This is a genomic window from Bradyrhizobium sp. Leo114 (assembly GCF_055229415.2).
Window position 1 is genome coordinate 379,158 of the sequence record NZ_JBUYEN020000001.1, and the last position, 25,961, is coordinate 405,118.

14 protein-coding genes and 1 pseudogene are annotated in these 25,961 nt (G+C 61.0%); 9 read left to right on the top strand and 6 right to left on the bottom strand.

All coding sequences use genetic code 11. The annotated features are described in order from the left end of the window. Window positions 1-143: 143 nt before the first annotated feature. From ACZIRK_RS01690 to ACZIRK_RS01700, 3 genes are all read right to left on the bottom strand, one after another. Window positions 144-1,460 (bottom strand): HlyD family type I secretion periplasmic adaptor subunit, encoded by a 1,317-nt coding sequence (locus tag ACZIRK_RS01690; RefSeq protein WP_463326918.1) that lies wholly within the window; start codon window positions 1,458-1,460, stop codon window positions 144-146. A 98-nt stretch (window positions 1,461-1,558) separates the two neighbouring features. Then, window positions 1,559-3,709 carry a peptidase domain-containing ABC transporter gene (locus tag ACZIRK_RS01695; RefSeq protein WP_463326919.1) on the bottom strand — a complete coding sequence of 717 codons (2,151 nt, stop codon included), beginning with the start codon at window positions 3,707-3,709 and terminating at the stop codon, window positions 1,559-1,561. Between the two features lie 49 nt (window positions 3,710-3,758). Further along, window positions 3,759-4,085, bottom strand: coding sequence for a hypothetical protein (locus tag ACZIRK_RS01700; protein ID WP_028166733.1), 327 nt, complete (start codon window positions 4,083-4,085; stop codon window positions 3,759-3,761). Between the two features lie 763 nt (window positions 4,086-4,848). Here ACZIRK_RS01700 and ACZIRK_RS01705 point away from each other — a divergent pair. The 3 genes from ACZIRK_RS01705 to ACZIRK_RS01715 all read left to right on the top strand — a co-directional run bounded on the left by ACZIRK_RS01705 (window position 4,849) and on the right by ACZIRK_RS01715 (window position 10,476). Then, entirely contained in the window at window positions 4,849-7,125 is a 2,277-nt protein-coding gene (locus ACZIRK_RS01705; RefSeq protein WP_474417437.1) for a polysaccharide biosynthesis tyrosine autokinase, read from the top strand. A 96-nt stretch (window positions 7,126-7,221) separates the two neighbouring features. Further along, window positions 7,222-8,550: a polysaccharide biosynthesis/export family protein gene (locus ACZIRK_RS01710; protein WP_463326838.1), complete on the top strand. Its 1,329-nt coding sequence runs from the start codon at window positions 7,222-7,224 to the stop codon at window positions 8,548-8,550. Between the two features lie 447 nt (window positions 8,551-8,997). Further along, window positions 8,998-10,476: an undecaprenyl-phosphate glucose phosphotransferase gene (locus ACZIRK_RS01715; protein WP_463326839.1), complete on the top strand. Its 1,479-nt coding sequence runs from the start codon at window positions 8,998-9,000 to the stop codon at window positions 10,474-10,476. Window positions 10,477-10,706: 230 nt separating this feature from the next. On the opposite strand, the gene ACZIRK_RS01720 is transcribed toward ACZIRK_RS01715, so the two are convergent. Beyond that, a complete protein-coding gene (locus ACZIRK_RS01720) occupies window positions 10,707-11,075 on the bottom strand; it encodes an H-NS histone family protein (protein ID WP_028169206.1) in 369 nt (122 codons plus the stop codon). 262 nt (window positions 11,076-11,337) lie between these two features. Between ACZIRK_RS01720 and ACZIRK_RS01725 the strand changes: the two genes are divergently transcribed. The 5 genes from ACZIRK_RS01725 to fabF all read left to right on the top strand — a co-directional run bounded on the left by ACZIRK_RS01725 (window position 11,338) and on the right by fabF (window position 22,400). Further along, window positions 11,338-11,613: a hypothetical protein gene (locus ACZIRK_RS01725; protein WP_130225333.1), complete on the top strand. Its 276-nt coding sequence runs from the start codon at window positions 11,338-11,340 to the stop codon at window positions 11,611-11,613. A 206-nt stretch (window positions 11,614-11,819) separates the two neighbouring features. Further along, window positions 11,820-12,188 (top strand): H-NS histone family protein, encoded by a 369-nt coding sequence (locus ACZIRK_RS01730; RefSeq protein WP_130225334.1) that lies wholly within the window; start codon window positions 11,820-11,822, stop codon window positions 12,186-12,188. Window positions 12,189-14,082: 1,894 nt separating this feature from the next. Continuing rightward, window positions 14,083-19,728 (top strand): DUF4082 domain-containing protein, encoded by a 5,646-nt coding sequence (locus ACZIRK_RS01735; RefSeq protein WP_463326840.1) that lies wholly within the window; start codon window positions 14,083-14,085, stop codon window positions 19,726-19,728. 6 nt (window positions 19,729-19,734) lie between these two features. After that, window positions 19,735-20,970 carry a GTP-binding protein gene (locus ACZIRK_RS01740; RefSeq protein WP_463326841.1) on the top strand — a complete coding sequence of 412 codons (1,236 nt, stop codon included), beginning with the start codon at window positions 19,735-19,737 and terminating at the stop codon, window positions 20,968-20,970. Between the two features lie 167 nt (window positions 20,971-21,137). Next, window positions 21,138-22,400 (top strand): beta-ketoacyl-ACP synthase II, encoded by a 1,263-nt coding sequence (gene fabF, locus ACZIRK_RS01745; RefSeq protein ID WP_463326842.1) that lies wholly within the window; start codon window positions 21,138-21,140, stop codon window positions 22,398-22,400. Between the two features lie 131 nt (window positions 22,401-22,531). Here the strand turns inward: fabF and ACZIRK_RS01750 are convergent. Beyond that, a pseudogene (locus ACZIRK_RS01750) lies at window positions 22,532-23,557 on the bottom strand (aldo/keto reductase). 177 nt (window positions 23,558-23,734) lie between these two features. Between ACZIRK_RS01750 and ACZIRK_RS01755 the strand changes: the two are divergent. Further along, a complete protein-coding gene (locus ACZIRK_RS01755) occupies window positions 23,735-24,562 on the top strand; it encodes an enoyl-CoA hydratase-related protein (protein ID WP_463326843.1) in 828 nt (275 codons plus the stop codon). 192 nt (window positions 24,563-24,754) lie between these two features. On the opposite strand, the gene ACZIRK_RS01760 is transcribed toward ACZIRK_RS01755, so the two are convergent. After that, a complete protein-coding gene (locus ACZIRK_RS01760) occupies window positions 24,755-25,960 on the bottom strand; it encodes an ABC transporter substrate-binding protein (protein WP_463326844.1) in 1,206 nt (401 codons plus the stop codon). Between the last annotated feature and the right edge of the window lies 1 nt (window position 25,961).

The following is a 25,961-nucleotide window of genomic DNA, read 5'->3' on the forward strand; positions in this document are numbered from 1 at the left end:
AGCACCGCTGTAAACCTCTCGGCGCGTAGTCCACCAGGCTCGACGTCCGTGACCGCTCGTTCGCGGTCATAGGCATCACCAGCAGGCGACTGGCATTGGATTCCAACTTCATGAAATGACCGATATGCAATGTGTGTCTGCAGCTAGTATTCGCGGATACTTTCGTCCAACCCGCGAAGTAGTGGATAGAGGAAATAGGACATCACGGTGCGCCGCCCGACTTTCATCTCGGCGGTCACCGCCATGCCGGGGATGAATTGAGCGCGCTCCGCCGGCAGCCGAAGGTGCGTATCGGACAAGTCGACCAATACGCGGTAATAGGGAGCGGTCGGACGGTGCGCACCTTCGGCTTTCGGATCCGGCGGGAACGAGTCCTGGCTGATGACGGCGACCTCGCCTTTGGCTGTCCCGTATTTCTGGAACGGAAAGGCATCGAGCTTGATACGGACAGGCTGGCCGACCGAAACCTGGCCGACGTCCTTGCCCTCGACATTGACCTCGGCCCGCAGCGGCACATCGCGGGGAACAAGTACGAACATCGGCTCGGCCTCACGCGCGACCGAACCGACAGTTCGGTTGGCAATATCGAGCACGATTGCATCGGCCGGCGCCTTCAGCACGATCAACTGCCGGCGAAGCTCCGCCTTCTTGAGATCCTCCGCCGCGCTATCCCGCTTCGCCAGCGTCTCCACGAGGTCCTGATAAGCCGTCTTGCGAAAATCCTCGGCGTAGACCTTCTGGTCCGCCTCGGCTTTGTCGAGGCGATGCGTATAATCGGCGATATTGCCCCGGACGCGGGCCAGATTGCTTTCCACGTCGAGGCGAGCATCGCGCGACAGCAGCAAGTTCAGCTTCGAGCCGACCTCCTTGTCCATCAGCGTCGCGCGCATGACCTCGATCGACTTCATCGTTTCGAGCCGCTGAAGCAGCACGGTCTCTTCGTTTTGCGCGGTCTTCAGATTGGCGCGCGCGGACGCGATCTGCGCCTGGTAGTTCTCCACCTGCGCATCGTAGGCCGCCTTGCGCTGCAGGAACATCTTGCGCTGCAGGACCTGGTCGGCGTTGGCGGATTCGCCGATGACATACTCCTCACCATTCAACTCAGCCTTGAGACGGTCAATCGCGGCATTGAATACACCGACCTTGCTGCTCAACTGGTCGAGATCCGCCTGCGAGAATGTCGGATCGAGCGTCGCCAGCAGGTCGCCGCGATTGACCCGGTCGCCGGGTTTGACATGTATCTCGCGGATGACGGAGGTCTCGAGCGGCTGGACGACGATATTGGGGCGCGTGGTGACCAGCTTGCCCTGGGCCGTCACGATCATGTCGACCTGCGACCCCGCGGCCCAGCCGATCGCGGTGAGTATCAGAGCCAGGACGCAATAGAGCGTCACGCGGGCGATCCGCGGCGGCGCCCGGTGCTCGACCTCGATCGCGTCGGATTGGAATTCCGTCACTATCTGCGGCCGGCGCCTGGTGGGCCGGAATAGCCCGCGCCGCCGCCGTTCGGTCGTCCGCACCGGCGCGTTTGCATCGGTGCCGGATTTTTCAGGCTTGGTCATGCGATCTGCTTCGTCTGCTGGTTCCAGAGATGTCGGTAAATCATGCACTTCGACAGCAATCGGTCGTGATGATCGACGTCGACGATCCGGCCGCGGTCGATCACGAGGATCTGGTTCGCGTCTGCGAGCATCGACAGCCGGTGCGAGACGATGATGACGGTACGCCCCTCGGCGATACGGCGCAGGTTGCGCCGGATGATCATCTCGCTTTCGGAATCGAGCGCGCTCGTTGCCTCGTCCAGGATCAGGATGCGCGGATTGACGATCAGCGCCCTCGCGATCGCGAGGCGCTGCTTCTGTCCGCCCGACAGGTTCGAGGCATCCTCCTCCAGCATGGTGTCGAAGCCGCGCGGGAGTCGTTCGATGAATTCATCGGCCCCTGCGAGTTGAGCTGCGCGGACGACCTCTGCAAAGGTCGCGTCGCGCTTCACGCAGGCGATATTGTCGCGAACCGTGCCGCGAAATAGGAAATTATCCTGCAAGACCAATCCGAGATTTTGGCGCAGGTGAGCGAGATCGAGCTCCCTCGAGTCGTATCCGTCAACGCGCAGCAGACCCTGCTGCACCGGATACATCCCGGAAATAAGCCGCGTTAGCGTCGTCTTGCCGGAGCCGCTTCGGCCGACAATCCCGAATATCGATCCCGGGGCGATTGAGAACGAGACGTCGTCCAGCGCCGGCGCGCCTTCCGAGCCGTAGCGGAACGAGACATTCTCGAACTCGATCCTGCCCGCGAAGTCGGGCCGCAGCCCCTCGCGATTACCATCGCGTTCGGGCTTCTGGTTCATCACCTCGCCCAGCATCTTCACCGCCAGCGCGACTTCCTGATATTCATGAACCATGGTCACCAACTGAACCAGTGGTCCCGACACGCGCCCTGCCAGCATATTGAAGGCGACCAGCGCACCGATAGTCATCTCGCCGCTGAAGACGTCGAGCGCCCCAAACGAGATGATGCCGAGCGTCATCATCTTCTCAAGAAATCCGGTGGTTGACTGGGCGGCAGCAGAAATCTTCTCGACGCCGAACCGCATCGTCACCGACTGTGCGCAGCGATCGTCCCAGACCCTGCTCTGCAGCGGCTCCATCGCCAGCGACTTCACCGTGCGCATGCCGTGCACAGTCTCGACCAGCAGAGCCTGCCGCGCGCCTTCCGCCTGGTACAGACTATAGAGACGGCGCCGGAATGGTCCCATCAGCAGCGCGACGACCAGGCCGCTCGCGGCGGTGAAGGCCAGCACCATGCATGTCAATTTGATGCTGTAGAACGCCAGCACCGGGATGAAGACGAATAGCGACAGCGCGTCGAGCGTGGTCAGGAACAAGCGACCGGTCAGGAACTCGCGAATTCGCGCCGCCTGCTGCATGTGCTTTACCAGCACGCCGGCCGAAATGTGCTCAAAGAACGTCACGGGCAGGCCAAGGAGGTGACCAAAGGTCTTGGTTGCTACCCGGATATCGACCTTGTTGGTCGCATAGAGCAAAAGATAGCGCCGCAGAAAGCCGAATATCGCGTCGAACGCCAGCGCGGCAGTCGCACCGGCTGCCAGCACATAGAGCGTGGTGAAGCTCTCGTGCACAAGGACCTTGTCGATGACGAGCTGGAAGAAGATCGGTGTCGCGAGCCCCAGTGCATAGAGCATGATGGCGGCGATCGCGACGTCGACAAACAGGCGCCACTGACGGGCCAGTTCGGGGATGAACCAGCGCAGCCCGAACGCCGGCCGATGGTCCGACGCGAGCCGTTCGCGCTTGATCAGGATGGCGTCGCCGCTCCATCGGGCGCAGAACGTATCCCTGTCGACGATCAGAGGCTCGTCCCGGCGCTCGGCGAGCGGATCGAACACGCTAACCGCTTCCGCACCATCGGCTCCCTGCCCTGCCGCGAGAACGACGATCCAGTTGCCGTTCGCAAGTCGGAGCAGAGCCGGATAAGCCTCTCCCAACCGAAACAGCGCACCCCAGTCAAGCTGCGTGCGCGTTGCGCGCATGCCCGCTTCCTTCGCCATCCGCAGCAGTCGCGTTGCCGAGACAGGAACCCCGTCGATGGCGTAGCTGTGCTTGAGTCGCTCTACCGGCAGATCGACGCCATGATAGGCGGCGATCTTTGCGAGACATTCAAGTTCTGTCCGCAAGGCCGGGCGCAAGGTCTCGTCGGCGTTCACGGGCGACGCTTCCGCGCCCGTGAGGTCGGCTTCAACGGAAATTGCTTGATGCATTGGGGGACCGTGGGCTGTTGGGCGGTTCGCGATCCGTCGAAGTGGTCGGGGCCTGGCCGGCCTGTCCTTTCGGCGGGTTGCGCCGCACCGCGCCAGCGTCGACCAGTCCCTGCAGCGCGTTCTGCATCACCTCGACCGAGTTCGCGAACGACTCCACGGAAAAGATCAGCCTTTGCCGGAACACCTTCTTCGGCGCATTGTTGGCGTCGCGTTCGGTCGGCGAAAGGCTGACCAGATCGACACGGACGATCGACCCGCCAATCGTGATCTCTTCCACCCCGTCAGTATAGAGCTCGTCGTGCATCAAAAGCCTCCAATGCTGCCAACTTCAGCCCCGCGTCGACCTGCAGCTGGGGGATCGACGCTGACGATAGTCACGGACCTGGAGCGGCCGATCGAGGCCCGGGCTGTTGCTGCTTCGATATCCGTCCGGCCCCACGGAAATGGCGGAAAGCCGAAAGCTGGGCATCGGAGTCATCAAACAAACCCCATGGTTCCCGTCTCCGCATCTCCAGCACCCGAAATGACCAACCGGATATTCTGGAAAATAAATAAAGAACGCAGCAAATTAAATGTCAATCGATTATGTCGCAATCACACGACATATATATTATCTCGGACGTTACCTATCGCTGAATCCAGATTCGGGGAACCGCTACGCGGCTTCCACTCAACCCATTCACGAACAAGACTGTTTTCCGACTGAATGAAGATTTGGCTAGGAAGCAAGCGTCAGTTCGCCCATAGCGGCCACGGACGAACCTCCCGTTCCCCCGCGATTTTGCGGACATGCTTGCGGGGGTCATTCAACCGCCTCACACATTAAATACTCGCGAGCAGACCATTCAGCATCCGAAAATTAACTATCTTACATTTAATTTGAACAAACCACATTTTCCGGTATATTTATTAAGTGCAGGGCGGCACGGCGCCCGGCATTCGGCGGGCCATGCCAATTTACGCGGGCGGCGGCGCGGCGGGATTCACCAGGTGGCGGAGGCGAACACCGAATGCTCCAGAGCAATATGCGGCAACCCGACAGGCTTCGCGCACCCGCCTACAACGATGTGGCCGAGAGCGGCGGAATCGGCGAACTCATCAATACCGCCCTTGCATTCCTGCGACGTCAGTACGTCGTGATCATTCTTGCAACCATACTCGGCATGGCCGCGTGCCTGATCTATCTGCGGATCACACCGCCGACCTATACCGCCTTCGTCCAGGTCATGCTCGAGAATAACGCCAAGGCGCAATTTATCCGGCAACAATCGATCTTGGCTGAGCCGGCCTTCGATCGCAGTCTGTTCGAAACTCAGGTCGAGGTCCTCAAATCGAGAGGGATGGCAGTCCAGATCATCACTCAGTTCAAGCTCGCCGACGACCCTGATTTCAAGCCATCGCCACGGTCATTACCCTCCGTGTTTCAGCGAGTTCGTGCTGTGTTTGGATCGTCTCCGCCGCAGGATCTGCAACCGCCGCCGCCGAACGAGCCGCAGGATGGCCTGATCAGTGCATTTCAGAGCCGCGTCTCAGTAAACCGGATCAGCTTCAGCGATCTGATCGAGATCGGCTACAGTTCGAGCGACCCAGTACGAGCCGCCGAGATCGCCAACGCGATCGCGAGCGTCTATCTTGCCGACCAGGAGAACGCGAGGCAGGAGACAAATCGGCGGGCAAGGGAATGGATGCAGCAGAGGCTACAGGAGCTCGGAGAGCAGGCCCTCGTTGCTGAACGCGCGGTCAGTGCCTACAAGTCCAAGAACAACGTCATTTCCTCCGGGGGAAGGCCGATCGACGAGCAGCAGGTCTCGGAGCTCAACAGCCGATTGGTCGCCGCGCGCGCGCAAACGTCCGAGGCGTTGGCCAAGCTGAACCGCTACGAGGCGATCCTGGAAGCCAATCCGGCGAACGCACCATCAATCGGCAATTTGGATGCAGCGGGCGCGGATGCACTTAACAGCCCCATCATCATCAATCTTCGCCAACAATATCTGGAGCTCGAGCGGCGTGTCGCCGAGTGGGCGCCGCGTTTTGGCCGCGACCATGCCGCGGTCGTAAATTTACGAAACCGGATGCGCGAGCTTCGCGGGTCGATCCTCGACGAGGTCAAGCGGTATGCGGAGACGAGCCGGAGCGAATTAGAGGTCGCCAAGCAGCGGCAGCAGGAGATTGAGAAGCGAATGGCCGAGGCTGTGGAGCAGTCGCGCACGACAAACCTGGCCGAGATCACAATACGCGAATTGGAAAGCAAGGCGAAAAGCTTGCGCAGCCTGCACGATACCTTCCTGCAGCGCTATGTGGGCTCTGCGCAGCAAGAAGGCTTTCCTCTCGCGGAAGCGCGGGTGATGTATCCGGCGGTGCCGCCGCAGAGCAAGAGCAAACCGAAGGGACCAATCATCATGATGATGGGTCTATTCGGCGGGCTTGGGTTGGGCTTGGGGCTCGGCCTGTTCAGGGAAATGATGGATCGCGTCTTCCGTACGTCCTCTCAGATCGAAACCACGTTGGGACTGCCGTGCCTGTCGCTGGTACCGGCGTTGCGGGCCGAAAAGCGGTCGTCGACAGCAAAGGCAGCGTCATGGAACTCCGATCATGACATGCGGCAGCGAAAGATTTCCACCGGTTCGACATTTCACAGGACGGTCATCGGCAAGCCATTATCTCGGTACGCCGAGTCGATCCGTGCCATCAAACTCGCCATAGACCTCAATCCCGGCAAAGCCTCCAATCAGGTAATCGGCATCACCTCGGCCCTGCCCAACGAGGGCAAGACGACGATCGCAGCCTCGCTCGCCCAGCTCATCGCCCATAGCGGCAAGAGCGTCATCGTCGTCGATTGCGACCTCCGAAACCCGTCGCTGTCCGCCAGTCTCGCCGCGAACGCCACTACAGGCATCGTAGACGTCATTACCCAGGGAAAGCAGATCGAGGAGACGATCTGGCGCGATCCGAAAACCAATCTGGCATTCCTGCCCGCCATCAGCCGGACACCGGTGCTTCACACCAGCGAGATGCTGGCAGCGGATTCGATGCGCAAGCTGTTCGATCAGCTAAGATCGACGTATGACTACGTCATCGTCGATCTTCCGCCCCTGACCCCCCTGGTCGATGTGCGTTCGACGACAAGCTTCATCGACTGCTTCGTCCTGGTGGTGGAATGGGGACAGACGAAGGTCGACGTCGTCAAGCATGCGCTGCACACCGCCCCCAATATCCACGAGTGCCTCATCGGAGCGGTTCTCAACAAGACCGACATCAAGGCCATGTCTCGCTACGACACGCACCGCAGCGACTACTATCGCGACGATCATTATATCCGTTATGGGCTGACCGTCTCCAACTGAAGCGGTTCAATACCTGCCAGGCTCGGGCGCGCCCCGCCCCCTCGCCCCCATGTTGCATATCGGCAACAAGCTCCGGTTGCGTTTCAGGTTAATGCGATGATTCGCTGGCCTGAATCGCGTATTAATGTACCTTACCCTTACTGGGACGACTTGGGGATAATCACCATTATTGCGCTGCAAACATGTGGGAGGATCGTTGCTGGCCTCCTGGCGCTATCTTGTGCCGGGTGCATTATCACGCCTGGATCCGGCCCATTAGCGACGGATGTCCGATCGGCGTCGGAAGGACTTGAGCCTGCCGTCCTCCCCTACGCCCTGGTCAAGCTGACGCCCGAGGTTGTTGAAGTCCTCGGCCGCTATACGCCAAGGCTGTCCTCGGCCTTTGCCGACAAGGCGCCGGCGAAGGCGTTCCGCTTCGGCGTGGGCGACACGGTCAGCATCACGATATTCGAATCCGCAGCCGGCGGCCTGTTTACATCGGACGCCGGCGTCCGCGCCGGCAACTTCGTTACGGTTCCAAACCAGGCGGTGGACGAGAGGGGATATATTGCCGTTCCGTACGCGGGCACGATCCGGGCGCTGGGCCGCACCCCATCGGAGATCCGTGACGAGGTCACGGACAAGCTCAAGGGCCGGGCCCTCGAGCCGCAGGTCGTCGTGGCTCTGGCCGAGCAGAACACGTCCTTGGTCAGCGTGCTTGGCGACGTGCGCAACGCCGGCCGCTTTCGTGCGAGTCCGTCCGCCGAGCGCATCATCGACACCATCGCGCGCGCCGGCGGACCTGCGACGCAAGGCTATGACATGTGGGTCTCGCTCGAGCGCAAGGGACACCGGGCTAGCGTCCCGTTCGGCGCATTGATGTACGAGCCTTCCAACAACATCTACGTGTTGCCGAACGACGTCATCTATCTCTACAGCCAACCGCAGACCTTTGTCGCGTTCGGCGCGTCCGGTCTCCAGGGGCAATTCAAGTTCGATGCGTGGCGTATCTCGCTAGCCGAAGCGATAGGCAAGCAGGGCGGCATGAACGATGCTTTGGCTGATCCGTCGTCGGTGTTCCTGTATCGGGGCGAGACGCGAGAAGTGGCCAAGGAAATGGGCGTCGATTGCAGGCCCTTTAAAGGCCCGATCATTCCAATAATTTATTTGATCAATCTGCGCGATCCTTCCGGATTATTCCTCGCTCAGACCTTTGAACTGCGGAACAAGGACGTCATCTACACCTCCAACGCCGCTGCGGTCGAGACCACCAAGTTCCTGAACTTCCTGCGAACGATCATGGCCACGGCAAACGACCCGATCATCTACGCGACCAACGGCTATGCGCTCAAGGCCGCCACCTCGGGCGGATCAACCACGGTCATCACGACACCGACGCCAATTACTTCACCATCGGTCACAGTTACACCAGCGATCACTCGGTGATTCGGCGGGCTTATGCCCAGCGACGCTACCGGCACGGCATGATCTCCGGGATGAGATCATGCGTCCATTGATCAGGAGGCTCCGGGCCAGCGATGCGGAGCGAGGAAGCGCCCGCAGGCAACTGATCGCGCGCAGCATCTGCCATTAGATTCTAGTTCTGTACGATTAGAATCGGCGAGCTTGACGCGCCACGCGAGCCTCCATGCGCCGCGCCGTCTCCTAGTCTAGGGCACCGCGAGAAGCCTCATCGCTTGTCGTCCGATGCATCCGGATGCAGACGTGCGATAGATACAGGAGCCGCTGCGGCGACGCGCGAACGGGGCGCACCCTGGGGAAGGACCATCCATTTAAATTCATTTAATCCGTAATTAATTCTTGCCCAATTTAATATGTTATTATACATTAAATAGTGGTTAAGACGGGCCACCCTGATCATTTCAGCAAGCCATGAATTTCATAAGCCGCAACATTGCAGCGGACGTCGACGGCGAGTTTGCCGCTCGTAGCTTCAGTCCACCGCTGAAGTCAGAACGAAAATGGCCGATCCGCTATCGCTCCATTGAGTTGTTCGCGACCTGCAGCGACGTCGCGATCATCCTGATCGCCGGCATTCTTTCCACACTGCTTTACCGGCTGTATTCCGGCTCGGCCGCAGCAGATGTCAGCAAGGCCGTAGGCTCCGCAATCGTCGTCTCGGCGCTCTGCGTTTCCCTGCTGAAGATGCGAGGCATGTACAGACCACCTGAGCTGCTCGCGTTTCGCCGTCAAGTCCACGCCGTTTGCCTCTCCTGGATGTTCGTGTTCGTTCTGCTCAGCGCAGCGGTCGGCGTCTTCAACATCGGCGCCGAACTCTCCCGCGGCGCCGGCGTCGCATTTGCCGTCGTCGGCCTGGCGATGCTGATCGGACATCGGGTCGTCATGAGAGCCCTGCTCTCGAAGGGCCTCAACGACCGGAAATTTTCCGGCGGCAATGTGGTGTTGATCACGGACCAGGCGCGATCGCAGGACACGGGGCTGGCGGAGGCGCTCACGGCATTGGGATTTCGCTTGGCTGGACATTTCAGCCTGCCTCGGCCCGGCGCTAGTCCAAGCTACCGCAGGCGGCTTAGCGGCCTTGTCGTCCGGCATGCACGCGGCTTCGACATCGAACAGATCATTGTGGAAGCGGATCCGAACCGATGGTGCGAGTTGCGCGAGCTCGTGGCCGAGCTGAGAGTCTTGCCGTTTCCGGTCGTCTTCGTTCCGGTCGGGGCTGCATCGGAGATGTTCGCGCGACCGACCCGGGATCTCGGCAGCACCATAGGCGTCGAGGTGCAGCGCGGGCCTCTCACCCCGATTGAATGCGCTGCCAAGCGAAGCATTGATCTGATCGGCGCTGGAATTTGCCTGATCATGTTGGCGCCGCTGCTGGCGCTCGTTGCCATCATCATCAAGCTTGACTCGCCGGGCCCCGTCCTTTTCAGGCAGCAACGCTGCGGCTTCAACGGCCGGAGCTTTGCGATCTACAAGTTTCGGACCATGCGTGTGCTGGAGAATGGACCCTCGATCACCCAAGCCGGGCCCGCCGACAGCCGCGTGACCCGGCTTGGCAAATGGCTGCGCAGGACCAGCATAGACGAGCTGCCGCAGCTCCTAAATGTCCTGGAAGGGAGCATGTCCCTGATCGGACCGCGACCGCATGCGATGGCGCACGACAGTCAATTCGACGAGGCGGTCCAACACTACGCGTTCCGCCGGCGGGTCAAGCCCGGGCTCACCGGCTGGGCTCAGATCCATGGTTGCCGCGGCCCGACGCCCACAAGGACCCTGATCGAGCAACGGGTCGAATTCGACCTGTGGTACATCGACAACTGGAGTCTACGACTGGATCTCGCAATTCTGCTCCGGACCCCAATGGAAGTATTGCGCGCGCGCAACGCCTTTTGACCGTATTCGGTCCTGATTGCATCAGAACCGACGCTGTTGGCGCGTTTCCTTCACGCCAAACAGGTATCCACGTCGCCCGGAAACGCTCCAAGGATCGGATCGACGCCGCTTTCGGCAATGGGAGCACAAATGAACGGACGCAAAACGGCTAAACCCGGATGGCATGCCTCCTCCAGGCTGTCGTTCGGCGACCAGGTAGGAGGATTTGCGATCCCGGACTTCGTCGAGGATCAGGCGCGCTGCCGGCCCTTCGAACCGCTCTCGCTGATCCGAAACTCTTCGATTTTCTTTCCTGATTTCATCGCGGCGACAAGCCACCGAGGCAGCTTGCCACGGCCCGACCAAGTCTCGGAGGTCTTCGGATTACGGTATTTCGGCAGCACTCTCGGATACTTCCGCCGCGGCTTCCCGCCCTGGAGCGTTCGCGCATCATCCGACTCGCGCGCGCCACCCACACCCCGGCTAAGAACCGCCAGCCGCTTCTCAAGTTCGCGCTTTTCCGCTTCGATCCGGGCCGACAATATCCCGCTGATCTCTTCATGAAGTGACCAGAGATCATCTAAAGACATGGACTTGAGTTCGATTTCTTTCGCCGACATGGTCGTCCCGCGGTTCCGCCTTAATAATCGGCTGTCATATTGCCTCGTTCATTATTAATCAAGGGGAATACCAAAAAGTTCCAATGCAAGTTCTGGATAAACCAGCCATGCATACATTTATGTACCCACAGCCTATTCCAGAAGCTGCAACAGCCGAAGGTAACCCGCAATAAGATATGTTACCGAGTTTGAGGGGCTACACGGCGCAGGACTCGCGCAGACCCCTGGCGCGGAACGCCGGCGCCTGACGTAATCGCCTCCCATGCCTCTTCCGCAGGCTCGGGATAACCCGCTTGCTTCTCCGGCGCATGAGCGGCCGCAACCGGCAGCGAATTACCTCGATATCCCTCAGGGCGAGACGTCGAAGCTCGATCTGGGCCTGCAAGGCGCGAATATCCCGCAGGGCAGCGGAAGGGACGACAAAGCGACTGACGGTCTCATGAAGATGGCAGAGGGGAAGCTCAATACGGTCCATTTCTCAAACCCTTACAATACCAACTTAAACCACATTTCCGCGCACAATTATTTATCTATTTAAACTCCGCAGATCGCCTGAAATTCCGCCATAGCTTGCCAATAAAAAACGAATTATCAAGCATTAAATAAATCATTGGATATAATATTTATGTCACATATAATGTCTTCCATTCACGTCGGCGCTCAGCGCTTTTTATCGCCTGAGCAGAGAGTGTGTTTTGTAGAGAAATTGCCCCCGCTCAGGCTCAAATTGGTCGCGAGAGCACGATGCGCAAATCCGATTTAGAGACGATGACTTTCGACGAGCTTTGGCTTCTCCACGAAGAGATTACGAAGATTTTGTCGGAGAGAATCACGGCCGAGAAGCTCGAACTGGAGAAACGCTTGGCTCAACTCAATCCGCCCGAGCCGATGCAGGATAGTGCAGGTTCCGAGCCGGGCGCCGAACGGCCGCGCCGCAGATATCCACGGGTGCCGCCGAAATACTGCAACCCGATGGAGCCAACCGAAACCTGGTCCGGTCGCGGCAAACAACCCCGATGGCTCGTCGCCGCGCTGCAGTCCGGGCGCAAGCTGGAGGAGTTCAGGATCGAGGACAGCGACAAGGCGACGGACGACAACGCTCACCGCTCCTGAGCGCGTCGTTCGCCGAGATATGTTAGCTGTGCAACTGAACAGGCGCCGCGCCGCGCGTGTACTCGAGGTGCCTGGCGAGACTGGTACGGATGCCCGAAATCTCACCCAGAAGAACGTCGCAGAGTTGAATTCGGGAGGCAATGACGGTTGGGTTGGCTCCCTCGCCATTTAAAAGATGAAGCTGAACTTGCGCTTGCTTGATCGCGTTAAGGGAATCCCAAAGGACGCAATCACTCGACTTGTAAATATTTCTCATTATTGACCCCCTCACCCAAACAAATGACCGGTGGTCGGCAATAGTCACTTTCGTTAGTCGGCGATCATCGATGATGGTTCATCTCGCCTGCGACAATTTTACACATGAAAATTCATCGTATGTCTGGCAGCTCGCCGGTCAAAAATTCGACGGCCGGACGAAAGACTGACTCGCGTTCATTTAAATAGTTTAAATCGAGCCACAAAACGAAGCAACTTAAATCAGGTGCGACGCGAAGCGCCCTTACCTCTTTTCTCAAATCGAACTAAACACTTCCCGCATATGCGAGCGAAATCTCTGTGTGGCTGGCTTGCAATGGTCGACTCTCGCTCCCGGATAAAAGTATGGCCCGATGCTGCAGTGCGCTCCTGCCAGTCTATCCGGCGGTGCGACCATTCCGAGAACAGTGGACTGTTCGTCGCCGGCTGCATGCACACCGCATGAAAGCGCTGAATTCGCCGCCCGAGTGTTGCGATGGGGGAACGCTCAGCCAACTCTACGCGGGAGAGCCGAACGCCCTATGATGGTCGGCGGGAAAGCCCTACAAGCGGCAGCGATGAGGGAACGCGCCTCCGGCCGCTATCGCAGGTCACCGCCTTCAAGCGCGTCAGGGCTACGTGTCGCAGGAAAGAACGCCTCGTCCAGGTCGAACTTGAGCGAATCACGCTTGCTGGCAAGGCGTCGAAGGTTACCCAACGTGCCCCGGGGCGCATCGCAGTGACCGCATCGGATCGGGGTCGAGGACGGAGCCCCCTCCGCAAGGTCGATCCGAATGCTCAGTGAGTTGCAATTGTCGCAAACTAGCTTGAACTCGGCATGACGGTCCATCAGTGGCTCCCGGTCCTAAATCTCTTCTGAAATCGGATCAGCAAAATTCAATAAGCAGAACTTGGCTGGGAAGCCGCGCGTTCGCGTAGCGCATCCCCGAAGGCTCAAAGCCCAAGTCCGGATCATTATATTATTTATTTTTTGACGTCCAATTTATTATTATGCATTTAATTTGGATCGAACCCCACCCACGCATTCTTGATGATGCGAGACCTTCTTGAATTGAATTCAGACTGAAAAATAGGAGCAGATAACGTATTTGTGTACTTTGCGCACGCGTTCAGGTTGATGGTACCTCATTATGCCCGTTGGTTTAATTCTGATTTTTAGCAGCAAAATTTATTGCTCGACTAAGAGGTAAAATAATATTAAATACCTCATTTAATTTGTAGCCGACCCATCGCGTTGGGGCTAGCGGGAAGGTGCCATGGTCGCGGCATCCATTGCAAGGATGAGCTTGCCGTCACGGTCGGCTGCTGCGTCGAGAAGCATGAGCTCTCGAACCGCCACGCGCCGTGTTGCGGTCCCACGATCCCCATCGGCACGGCCGCCCAGTACCGCGATGGCGCTCGCCCCCCTGACATTGCAGCCGCCGCTCCGAGACCTTTCCGGTCCCGACGGCTGCCCCCTCGATCGGTTTTTTCAGGCTTATCCCCCCTCTCTCGCGAGGACCCAATTATGACGAAGGATTTTCAGGAAGCTTCTGGTTGGAGCCGTGCGGCTCTCGGATTGCAGAATTGGCAACGCGTTCTCCCGCGCGGGAAGAAGGCGGAAACCGAAGCCTCCATTGCAGGAGACGAAAACTCGTTCTTGTCCTTGGCAGCACTGCGGTCACGGGAAACATCGGGGAACACCAATGCGCTCATAGCGCCGCTGTCCTTTGAAGCGGCGAAAGCCGGACTGGCGTCGGCGGCAGCCCCCACCCCTGTCTCCGCGACGACTGAAGCCGCAACGTCAAATCCCGTCGTGATCCTCGGCGGCACCCCTTCGCCCGCCGTTGCTGCAGCTATCACCGGATCCATGCTCCCCACGACCTCCGCGGTGGCCACCCCGGCCAGTGCACCGCTTTGCTGCGGTTCGTGCGGCTACATCAATTGCCCAACCCAGGCGATGAGCCAGGGCAACACCAATGGGGCGCAGACACAGTTGAACGGCCAGTCGGTGCATAGCGGTGGGTCCGGAGCTGATTTCGTGCCGACCAACAAGGCCGGGCTTATCGGCAGTTCCACAAGCGCGGCCTTGTCAACACAGGATGTGGCACCGGTAGCGAACTGGAACACGCAATTGCCTGGCGGCGGAGAGACCGGCACGGGCACCACAGCTGTCCAAATCGGGATTCTGGCCGGGTCGGTCACAACCGCCAAGCCACAAGCTGCGCCGGCGGCATCACCCGGCCTCCGAGCAGCCGCAGTGCCGGCGACCACTGCGGCTACTACGACCACCGCTGCCGCGACAACAACCGCAACGGCTGCGGCGACATCAACCAACCCGATCGTCCTCGAAAACCAGAAACAGGGAAATCCCGAGAGCGAGTGGGGCATCGACGGTGCGGGCGACTCGAACATCGAGGGCTTCGCCACGGACATCAGCGTCAATCACGGTTCGACGGTCAGCTTCAAGATCAATACCAATTCGACGCACTACAGGATCGATATCTACCGCCTCGGATATTACGGAGGCATGGGCGCCCGAAAGGTCGGGACGATAGATCGTACCGGCTTGCAGAATCAGCCGGCGCCGTTGCGGGACAACACGACGGGACTGGTCGATGCGGGCAACTGGTCCGTTTCGGCGAGTTGGGACGTCCCGGCGGACGCCGTGTCAGGCGTCTACATTGCAAAGCTCACGCGGCTGGATGGAACGTCTGGCGAGAACCAAATCCCCTTCATCGTGCGGGACGACAGCAGCCACAGCGACGTCGTATTCCAAACCTCTGACGAGACCTGGCAGGCCTACAATGGATGGGGCGGAGCCAATTTCTACGGCGGCAACGGGCCCGCGACGGGCCAAGGCGCCGGCCGAGCCTATGCGGTAAGCTATAATCGTCCCATCGACACACGGGGCGGCGTGGGGTTGTATGCCGGGCCCCAGGACTATCTGTTCGGCGCCGAATATGCGGGGATCTACTGGCTGGAGCAGAACGGATACGACGTCTCCTACATGGCGGGAGTTGACGTCGACCGTTACGGCAGCCTGCTGCTCAACCATAAAGCCTATGTCGATGCCGGCCACGACGAGTACTGGTCAGGTCAGCAGCGTACCAATGTCGAGGCCGCGCGCGATGCCGGCGTCAACCTGGAGTTCTGGAGCGGCAACGAAGTTTATTGGCGCACCCGCTGGGGCAATAGCATCAGCAGCGACGCGACCGCTTATCGCACGCTGATTTCCTACAAGGAGACATGGGCGAACGGCCTGATCGATCCCACCAACCAATGGACCGGCACTTTCCGCGACCCGCGTTTCAGCCCGCCGGCGATCGGCGGCGGCAATCCGGAGAACTCGCTCACCGGACAGCTCTTCGACGTCGATGACGTCGGCACCAAGCTCGAGTCGATCGATATCCCGTACGACGACGCCAATTTGCGCTTCTGGCGCAACACCAGTATTGCAAATCTGCAGCCTGGTCAGACCGCATCGCTGGTCCAGAATTATCTCGGCTACGAGTGGGACGACGCGGTCGACAATGGGTTTGATCCCGCGGGCCTGGTGCGGCTCTCCTCGACGACCGTTCCGGTGAGCACCTATCTGCTCGATTACGGCAACACGACCGGCCCTGGCATCTCGACGCACAGCCTCACGCTCTATCGCGCTGCGAGCGGCGCGTTGGTCTTCGGTGCCGGGACCGTCTTTTGGCCCTGGGCCTTGAGCGACAATCACGACCTGCAGGCGACGCCGACCGACCCGCGTGCGCAACAGGCAATGGTCAACACGTTCGCCGACATGGGCATTCAGCCGGGCACGCTTCAATCGGGCCTCGTCGCTGCCACCGCCTCGACGGACCACACCCCGCCGACCTCCACGATCAACCCGCTCGGATCCATTACTGCAGGAGCCACCGTCACGATTTCCGGCACGGCCGCCGATCTCGGGGGCGGCGTGATCGCCGGCGTCGAAGTCTCGACCGACAACGGCGCGACCTGGCATCCGGCCACCGGCGACGAGAACTGGACCTATTCCTGGTCGCCGCAGATCGGCGGCACCTACACCATCCTCTCGCGCGCGGTCGACGACAGCATCAATCTTGAAACGCCTTCGGCCGGTCGCACCGTTACCGTTGCGGCGCCGAATTTCGTCTCGCTGTTCTCACCGACAGCAACCCCTGCGGTCGTGAACACCACAGACGCGAGCGCGGTCGAACTCGGGGTGAGGTTTCAGGCTTCGGTCGCAGGCACCGTAACCGGCGTGCGGTTCTACAAGAGCAGCCAGGACACAGGCACCCACACCGGCGAACTCTGGTCAAGCACCGGTGTCAAGCTTGCAACCGTCACCTTCACAAACGAAACCGCGAGCGGCTGGCAGAGCGCGACCTTCTCCAGTCCGATCACGTTGACGCCTGGACAAATCTATACCGTCTCCTATCACACCAACACCGGCCACTATTCCAACACGAATAACTTCTTCACCTCGGACGTGGTCAATGGACCGCTGACCGCGCCCGCCAGCGGCAATGGCGTCTTTGCCTACGGCAGCACCAGCCTGTTCCCGACGAGCACGTTCCAGGCCACGAATTTCTGGGTTGACGTCATGTTCAACCCCTCCTCGGGTAACACCAACCTGCCGCCGGTGGCGGCAAACGACGTCGGGCCGAACGTGACGCAAAACACGGCGATTACGCTTACCGCTGCGTCCCTGATCAGCAATGACAGCGATCCCAATGGCGATCCCCTGACCATCACCGCGGTGAGCGGGGCCAGCCACGGGACCGTGACGCTCAACGTGCAGAGCAATCCGCAAAACAACACCATCACCTTCACGCCGGACGCCGGCTATACCGGCAACGCGAGCTTCACCTACACGGTGTCGGACGGGCGCGGCGGCACGGCTACCGCCAATGTCAGCCTCACCGTGCTGGCACCAGGGCAAACGCCGGTGAGCCTGTTCAGCGCATCGAGCACACCCGGCGGCAGTTTCCATGACGGCGCCGCGCTTGAAGTCGGCATGATGTTTACCACCTCCGTGGCTGGTCAGATCACCGCGCTCAAATTCTACCGCAGTGCCACCGATACCGGTCCTGACGTTCTCGACCTCTGGAGCGCGACCGGCGTCAATCTGGCAACAGTCACCTTCACCAATACCACGGCCAGCGGATGGCAAACGGTCGCACTGCCGACACCCGTCAACCTCACCGCCAATACGACGTACGTCACTTCCTATCACACCACCGGCTCCTATGTTGCGACCAACAACTTCTTCACAAGCGCCGTCACCAATGGGCCGCTGACGGCGATTGCCAGCGGCAACGGCGTCTATTCCTATGGCGGCACCAACACCACCGGCATTTTCCCCACCAGCACCTGGAACGCCTCCAATTACTGGGCCGACGTCGTATTCATCGCGTCCGGATCTGGCGGCGGGCCAAACACTGCGCCGACGGCTGTTGCCGACGTCGCCGACGCAACCGAGAAAGGCGGCGTCGCCAACGGTTCGGGCGGCTCGCCCGCCACCGGCAACGTCCTCACCAACGATACCGACCCCGATGCCGGCGACACCAAGACCGTCACCGCGGTCAGCTTTGGTGCGACAGCGGGCACGCTCGGCACCGCGCTCGCCGGCGCGCACGGCAGCCTCGTGCTCAATGCCAACGGTACGTTCACCTATACCATCAACGAGAATGATTCCGCCGTGCAGGCCTTGCGGCTGTCAACGAACACGGTAACGGATACCTTCAACTACACCATGCGTGACACCGCCGGCCTCACCTCGACCACCACGCTCACCATCACCATTCACGGCGCTGATGACGCACCGGTGCTCGCGACCCAGACCGCCAACCAGAACGCAACCGTCGGCTCGTCGTTCTCGCTGGTGCTGCCTGCCAATACCTTCACCGACGTCGATACCGGTGATACCCTGACCTATGCGGCCACCTCCGCCGACGGCACCGCCCTGCCGACCTGGCTCAGCTTCAACGCGTCCACACGCACCTTCAGCGGCACGCCGACATCAGCCAATGTCGGCACCGCCAGCATCAAGGTGACAGCCACCGACCTTGCGGGCGCTGCCACCAGCGAGACCTTCAATATCGCCGTCTCGGGCGGCCCATCGAACACCGCGCCGACGGCTGTTGCCGACGTCGCCGACGCGACCGAGAAAGGCGGCATCGCCAACGGTTCGGGCGGCTCGCCCGCCACCGGCAATGTCCTCACCAATGATACCGACCCCGATGCCGGCGACACCAAGACCGTCACCGCGGTCAGCTTTGGTGCGACGGCAGGCACGCTCGGCACCGCGCTCGCCGGCGCGCACGGCAGCCTCGTGCTGAATGCCAACGGTACGTTCACCTATACCATCAACGAGAATGATTCCGCCGTGCAGGCCTTGCGGCTGTCAACGAACACGGTAACGGATACCTTCAACTACACCATGCGTGACACCGCCGGCCTCACCTCGACCACCACGCTCACCATCACCATTCACGGCGCTGATGACGCACCGGTGCTCGCGACCCAGACCGCCAACCAGAACGCAACCGTCGGCTCGTCGTTCTCGCTGGTGCTGCCTGCCAATACCTTCACCGACGTCGATACCGGTGATACCCTGACCTATGCGGCAACGTCCGCCGACGGCACCGCGCTGCCGACCTGGCTCAGCTTCAACGCGTCCACACGCACCTTCAGCGGCACGCCGACATCAGCCAATGTCGGCACCGCCAGCATCAAGGTGACAGCCACCGACCTTGCGGGCGCTGCCACCAGCGAGACCTTCAATATCGCGGTGTCCACCACGCCCCCGCCTGCGCCGGTCAGCCTGTTCAGCGCATCCAGCACGCCGGCCGGCAGTTTCAATGACGGCCAGCAGGTTGAACTTGGCGTGAAGTTCACCTCTTCGGTCGCCGGCCAGATCACCGCGCTCAAATTCTACCGGAGCGCCAGCGACACCGGCCCTGATGTCGTCGACCTCTGGAGCGCCACCGGCACCAGGCTCGCGACCGCCACTTTCACCAACACGACGGCGAGCGGCTGGCAGACGGTTCAGCTTCCGACGCCCGTCTCGATCAACGCCAACACCACTTACATCGCATCCTATCACACCACCGGCGCCTATGTGGCGAGCGGTGGCGGCTTCAGTTCTCCCGTCACCAGCGGGCCGCTGACGGCGCCCTCGAGTGCGAGCGCGGGCGGCAACGGCGTCTATGGCTATGGCGGCAACAGCACGACCGGGCTGTTCCCGACCAGTACGTTCAACTCTGCCAATTACTGGGCCGATGTTGTGTTCCAGCCCCAACTGGTCGGTTAGGGTTGCATGGGAAGGAACGGGAAAGATCTGCTGCCAGTGACCGTGCTGAGCGGATTTCTCGGCGCAGGCAAGACAACGCTGCTCGATCACCTCTTGATGAACCGCGACGGCCTTCGGGTCGCGGTCATCGTCAACGACATGAGTCAACTCAACATCGACGCAAGTCTGATCCGCAATGGCGGCGCCGACCTGTCGCACACGACGGAGAGCCTCGTGGAGCTCAGCAATGGCTGCATCTGCTGCACGCTCCGTGACGACCTACTGCAGGAGGTCAGGCGACTGGCCGAACAACGGCGCTTCGATTATCTGCTGATCGAAGGAACCGGAATCGCCGAACCGCTTCCGATCGCGGCAACGTTCTGTTTTCGCGATGAGAGCGGCGTCTCGCTTTCCGATGTCGCCCGGCTCGACACGATGGTTACGGTCGTGGATGCGACGAGCATGCTCGCCGACTATGGCAGCCGCCAACTGCTGCGCGAGCGCGGCGAGATGCGCGACAGAAACGACCAGCGCACGCTTATCGACCTCCTGGTTGAGCAGATCGAGTTTTCCGATGTCGTGGTGATCAACAAGATCTCGGAAGTGGCGGAGACGACACGCGCCTCGCTCCGGAAGATCATCGCTGCACTTAATCCGGATGCGCGCCAGATCGAAGCCGATTTCGGCAAGATTCCTCCCAAGGCACTGCTCGGCACCGGTCTCTTCAATGAAGCGAAAGCTGCGACGCATCCGCTCTGGCACAAGGAGCTCTACAACGCTGACTCGCACGTGCCGGAGACCGAGGAGTATGGAATATCAAGCTTCGTGTACCGAGCTAGGCGCCCGTTCGATCCCGTCAGCTTCCGATCTTTTCTCGACCAACCCTGGCCGGGCGTTATTCGCGCCAAAGGCCATTTCTGGCTTGCCACCCGTCCGGATTGGGTAGGTGTTCTATCCGTCGCCGGGATCCAGCGTCGGTGCGAGCCGATGGGTTTCTGGTGGGCAACCGTTCCGAAGCCGGCATGGCCCAGCCATCAGCAATTTCAGGAGCAGATCAATAGCCATTGGGATGACGACTGGGGCGATCGCCGCCAGGAACTCGTCTTCATCGGCTCAGGCATGGACGAGGCACAGATCCGCGCCTCGCTCGATTCCTGCCTCACCCCTTGCGAAAATGGGTTCGATCCGGACGACTGGCGCAGCCTCGACGACCCCTTTCCACCCTGGAATGCTCCTCAACATGAGACGCACGCGGGTCCTTGACGGGAGGCGTACAGCCGATCCGCAGGCATCGCTGTCGCGGCGAAGGACGCGAAACAAGTCAATCATGAAATTGTGCGCCACCCACTCGACTTTCCATTTGCGAGCACACAAGTTCTGATTGGGAACGGACGGTTCTCGCAAAGTCAAGAGCATAGGGTGTTGTTGTGATGCGCCGCATCGTTGTTACGGGAATGGGATTGGTGTCGCCGCTCGGTTGCGGCGTCGAGCTCGCATGGTCGCGGCTGTCAGCCGGGCGATCGGGGCTTCGCGCCTTGCCGGCATGGGCGGCCGCGCTGCCGGCGCGCGTCGCCGGGATCGTGCCGACCAAGGCCGATGATCCCGAAGGCGGCTTCGATCCCGATCTCGGGGCGCCACCCAAGGACCAGCGCAAGATGGACCGTTTCATTCTGTTCGCGCTGGTCGCGGCGGCCGAGGCGATTGCGCAGGCCGCGTGGACGCCCGCGGATGCCCATGCGATGGAGCGGACAGCGACCGTCATCGCATCGGGCATCGGCGGATTTCCGGCGATCGTCGAAGCCGTGCGCACCACCGATCAGCGCGGCGTTCGCCGCTTGTCGCCGTTCACCGTGCCGTCGTTCCTTGCCAATCTTGCGGCCGGCCACGTCTCGATCCGCCATGGCTTCAAGGGCCCGATCGGAGCGCCCGTCACCGCCTGCGCCGCGAGCGTGCAGGCGATCGGCGATGCCGCACGCCTGATCCGGTCGGGAGAGGCCGATGTCGCCCTGTGCGGCGGCGCGGAAGCCTGCATCGACCTCGTGAGCCTTGGCGGCTTTGCCGCCGCGCGGGCGCTGTCGACCGATTTCAACGAGACGCCCGAGCGCGCGTCCCGTCCGTTCGACCGCGACCGCGACGGCTTCGTGATGGGCGAAGGCGCCGGCATGCTCGTCATCGAGGAACTCGATCATGCGCTGCAGCGCGGCGCCAGGCCCATTGCCGAAATCATCGGCTATGGCACGACCGCGGATGCCCATCACATCACCGCAGGCCCCGAGGACGGCAACGGCGCTCGCCGCGCGATGGAACTCGCGCTGCGTCAGGCGCGGCTTGAGCCCGGCCAGGTGCAGCATCTCAACGCGCACTCGACCTCTACTCCGGCCGGCGATCACTCCGAGATCGAAGCCATCAAGTCGGTATTCGGTCGCGAGGGCAAGATCGCGGTGAGCGCAACCAAATCCGCGACGGGGCATCTGCTCGGCGCGGCCGGCGGCTTAGAGGCGATCTTCACCGTTCTCGCATTGCGCGATCAGGTAGCGCCGCCAACCCTCAATCTGGAAAACCCTGATGATGCTGCAGCGGGCATTGACCTCGTCGCCAGAGAAGCCAGGCCGATGGCCATGGAGCACGCGATCTCGAACGGGTTCGGCTTCGGCGGCGTCAACGCCAGCATCATCCTGCGACGCTGGACGTGATCATGTTGCGGAGCGAGGCACCCGCCATTGCTCCGCTCACCCGTCCTAGATTTTGTTTGAGCATGATCTCCGCGCAAACGCTTCGCGTTTGTCGCGAGGGAAAACCGGTTTCAACTTTTTCGGATCTTGCTCTAGACCGCCGGCGGATTGCGATCGATGAAGGTCGAGCGTTGGTGCCAATAGGGATAAGGCAGCGTCACCTTGCTGACTTCGTCGAGCTTGGCGACCTGCTCCTTGGTCAACGACCATCCGATCGCGCCGAGATTCTCGCGCAATTGCGTTTCGTTGCGCGCACCGATGATCAGCGTGGCGACGGTCGGTCGCTGCAACAGCCAGTTCAGCGCGATCTGCGATACGCTCTTGCCGGTTTCCTTGGCGATCTCGTCGATCGCATCCACGACGCGATAGAGGTGCTCATCCGGCACCGGCGGTCCGAAGGAAGACGTCTGCGGCAACCGGCTGACATCAGGACGCGGCTGGTTGCGCCGGATCTTGCCGGTGAGCCGGCCCCAACCGAGCGGCGACCACACCACCGCGCCGAGGCCCTGGTCGAGGCAGAGCGGCATCAACTCCCACTCATAGTCACGCCCGATCAGCGAATAATAGGTCTGGTTGGCGACGTAGCGCGGGAAGCCCTATTTGTCGGCGACCGCAAGCGCCTTCATGAGGTGCCAGCCGGAGAAGTTCGAGACCCCGACATAGCGGATCTTGCCGGCACGCATGAGCACATCGAGCGTTGCGAGCACTTCTTCGGGCGGCGTGAACGCATCGAAGCCGTGCAACTGGAACAGGTCGATATAATCGGTGCCCAGCCGGCTCAGCGAGCTATCGACCGCCGCAAGCAGATGCTGACGGGAGGAACCGATATCGTTCGGTCCTTCGCCGAAGCGGAAGCTGGCCTTGGTCGAGATCAGCAGCTTGTCGCGCCGACCCTTGATCGCCTGGCCGAGCACGCGTTCGGATTCGCCCATCGAGTAGACATCTGCGGTGTCGAACATCGACACGCCGGCATCGAGGCAGATGTCGACCAGCCGCCGCGCTTCGGTCGCGTCGGTATTCCCCCACGCTGCCAGCCGACCGACGCCGCCGAAGGTGCCGGTCCCGAAGCTGAGCGCAGGCACGCTGAACCCTGACTTTCCCAGGCGTCGGTATTCCATCTGTGTTCTCCGCATCGTGCATGCCCATCCAAGGGCGCCGCAGGATCGTATTCAAATCCGGAACCGCTGCAAGCGCACATCCGGAATGACGTGGCGGAGTGAAAGTGACTTGACACTCTATTGCACCGCGATCCGCACCATAATATTATGATCGAAATATAACTGGAGGGCACGGCCATGCCGGAGGATCGAACCGAGGTTGAAACCGGCACCGCCGAATTGCTGTGCCATATCGACGGGCGCGTCGCCATCCTGACGCTGAACCGCCCCGAGGCGCGCAACGCGCTGTCGGACAATCTCACCCCGGCCTTGCGCCGCATGATCAAGAGCCTGGGCGACGATCCGAAGATTGGCGCCCTCCTGATCACGGGCGCGGGCACTGCTTTTTGCGCCGGCGGCGACGTCAAGGGCATGGGCAGCGGCATCGCCCGGCCAGAACGGACGCTGGAGGAGCGTGCCGCCATTCTCCAGGAAAGGCAGCGCACGCTCACCGGCGTGCTGGTGGCGGTCCGCAAACCAACCGTCGCTGCCCTTCCCGGCCCGGCTGCGGGTGCAGGCCTTGCGATCGCACTCGCCTGCGACATCCGGATCGCGGCCGAGTCCGCCATCATGGCGACCGGCTATGCCCGCATCGGCCTGTCCGGCGACTACGGTGTTGCCTGGCTGCTGACGCGGCTGGCGGGAACGGCCCGCGCGCGCGAATTGATGTTCCTCTCGGAGCGTCTCGACGCCAGGCGCTGCGAAGCGTTCGGACTGGTCAACCGCGTCGTGCCTGACGATCAGCTCCGATCGGCCGCACTGGAGCTGGCAAGGCAGCTCGCCGATGGCCCGCCGATCGCGCTTGGTTACATCAAGGACAATCTCGACCACGCCCTCACGTCGGACCTTCTGACCTCGATGGATTTGGAAGCCGAGCATATGGTCCGCGCGGCACGCACGACCGACCACAACGAAGCCGTACGCGCATTCGTTGAGAAGCGCAGGCCGGTGTTTCACGGGCAGTAAATATCGTCTCGGGCGCGCGTGAGAAAGAACCGCCCTGGTCATTCCGGGGCGCGCGTAGCGCGAGCCCGGAATCCATCGGACTGCAAGCGCTGTCGCTGAAATGGATTCCGGGTTCGCCACTTTCGTGGCGGCCCGGAATGACGAAGGTGTTTGTGGCGACAAGCGTTCCACTTGCGGGAAAAAGCCGAGAGATCACTCCGAATTCGCGTCCAGGATCGCGCCGAACGGCTCCCAATTGGTGCCGCTCCAGCGCTGCATCTGCAGTTGCGTCCAGACCATATTGTTGCTGTCTGACGTATTGGCCTTGATGCCAGGAGATGCCGTCGGGACTACGAAGTCTTTCAGCGATTTCGCCTGCTTGATGATGTTCTTGCGCGACAGGTCATCGCCGCACTGCTTCAGGATCTGCTCCAGGATCATGCCCTGCATATAGCCGGTGAGATAGCTGGTGTTCTGGATGTCGGCGCCGGGCAGGTACTTCTCGAAGAACGCGCGATAGGCCTTCACGCCCTCGTCATCGTCCCATCGCCCATCGGTCGGGTCCTTGTTGATGGTGCCGACAATGACGCCCTTCGAATTCTCAAGTCCGGCCGGCTTCAACGTACCTCCGATCGAGCCCGACGGGAAATTGAGGATCACGGTCGCCTTCCAGCCGATCTCGGACGCCTTGCGGATCGCTTGCGCTGCGAATTTCGGCGTGCCCGCGATGAAGAAGCCTTCCGCACCGGAGCTCTTGAGATTGACCACCTGGGAATCGATGGTCGGTTCCGTCACTTCATAGGCTGCGGTGACGACGCGCTTGTCGAAATCGCCCTTCAGGATCGACTTGAACGCGGCGACATAGTCTTTGCCGAGGTCGTCGTTCTGGAACAGGATCGCGTATTTCTTGCCCGGCAGCGTCTGCTCGAGGAACTTCGCGTAGATGCGGCCCTCGGTCTGGTAGCTGACGAGCCCCGTCGTCGTCAGCGGAAACTCGGCGACATCGGTGAACTTGCTCGAGCCGCTGACGATCGCAATCGAAGGAACACCCTTCGCCTTCAAATATTTCGCCGTCGCTGAATTGCCGGGGGTGCCGAGCTGGCTGAAGATGAACGCGACTTCGTCGCTCTCGACGAGCTTGCGGGCATGCTCGACCGCCTTCGGCGGACTGTAGGCATCGTCCATCGCGATATAGTTGATCTTGCGCCCGTTGATGCCGCCGCGATCGTTGATCATCTGGACATAGCCGAGTACGCCGCGCCCGACGAGACCGATCGACGACGCCGGACCGCTGAACGGAAAGATCCCGCCGATCTTGATCTCGCTTGCGCTGACGCCCGGCTCATCGGCCGCATTCGCCGGCATTGCGAGCAGCGATGCCGCAACGCACGCCGCCGCCATACTCAATTTCACCTTCATG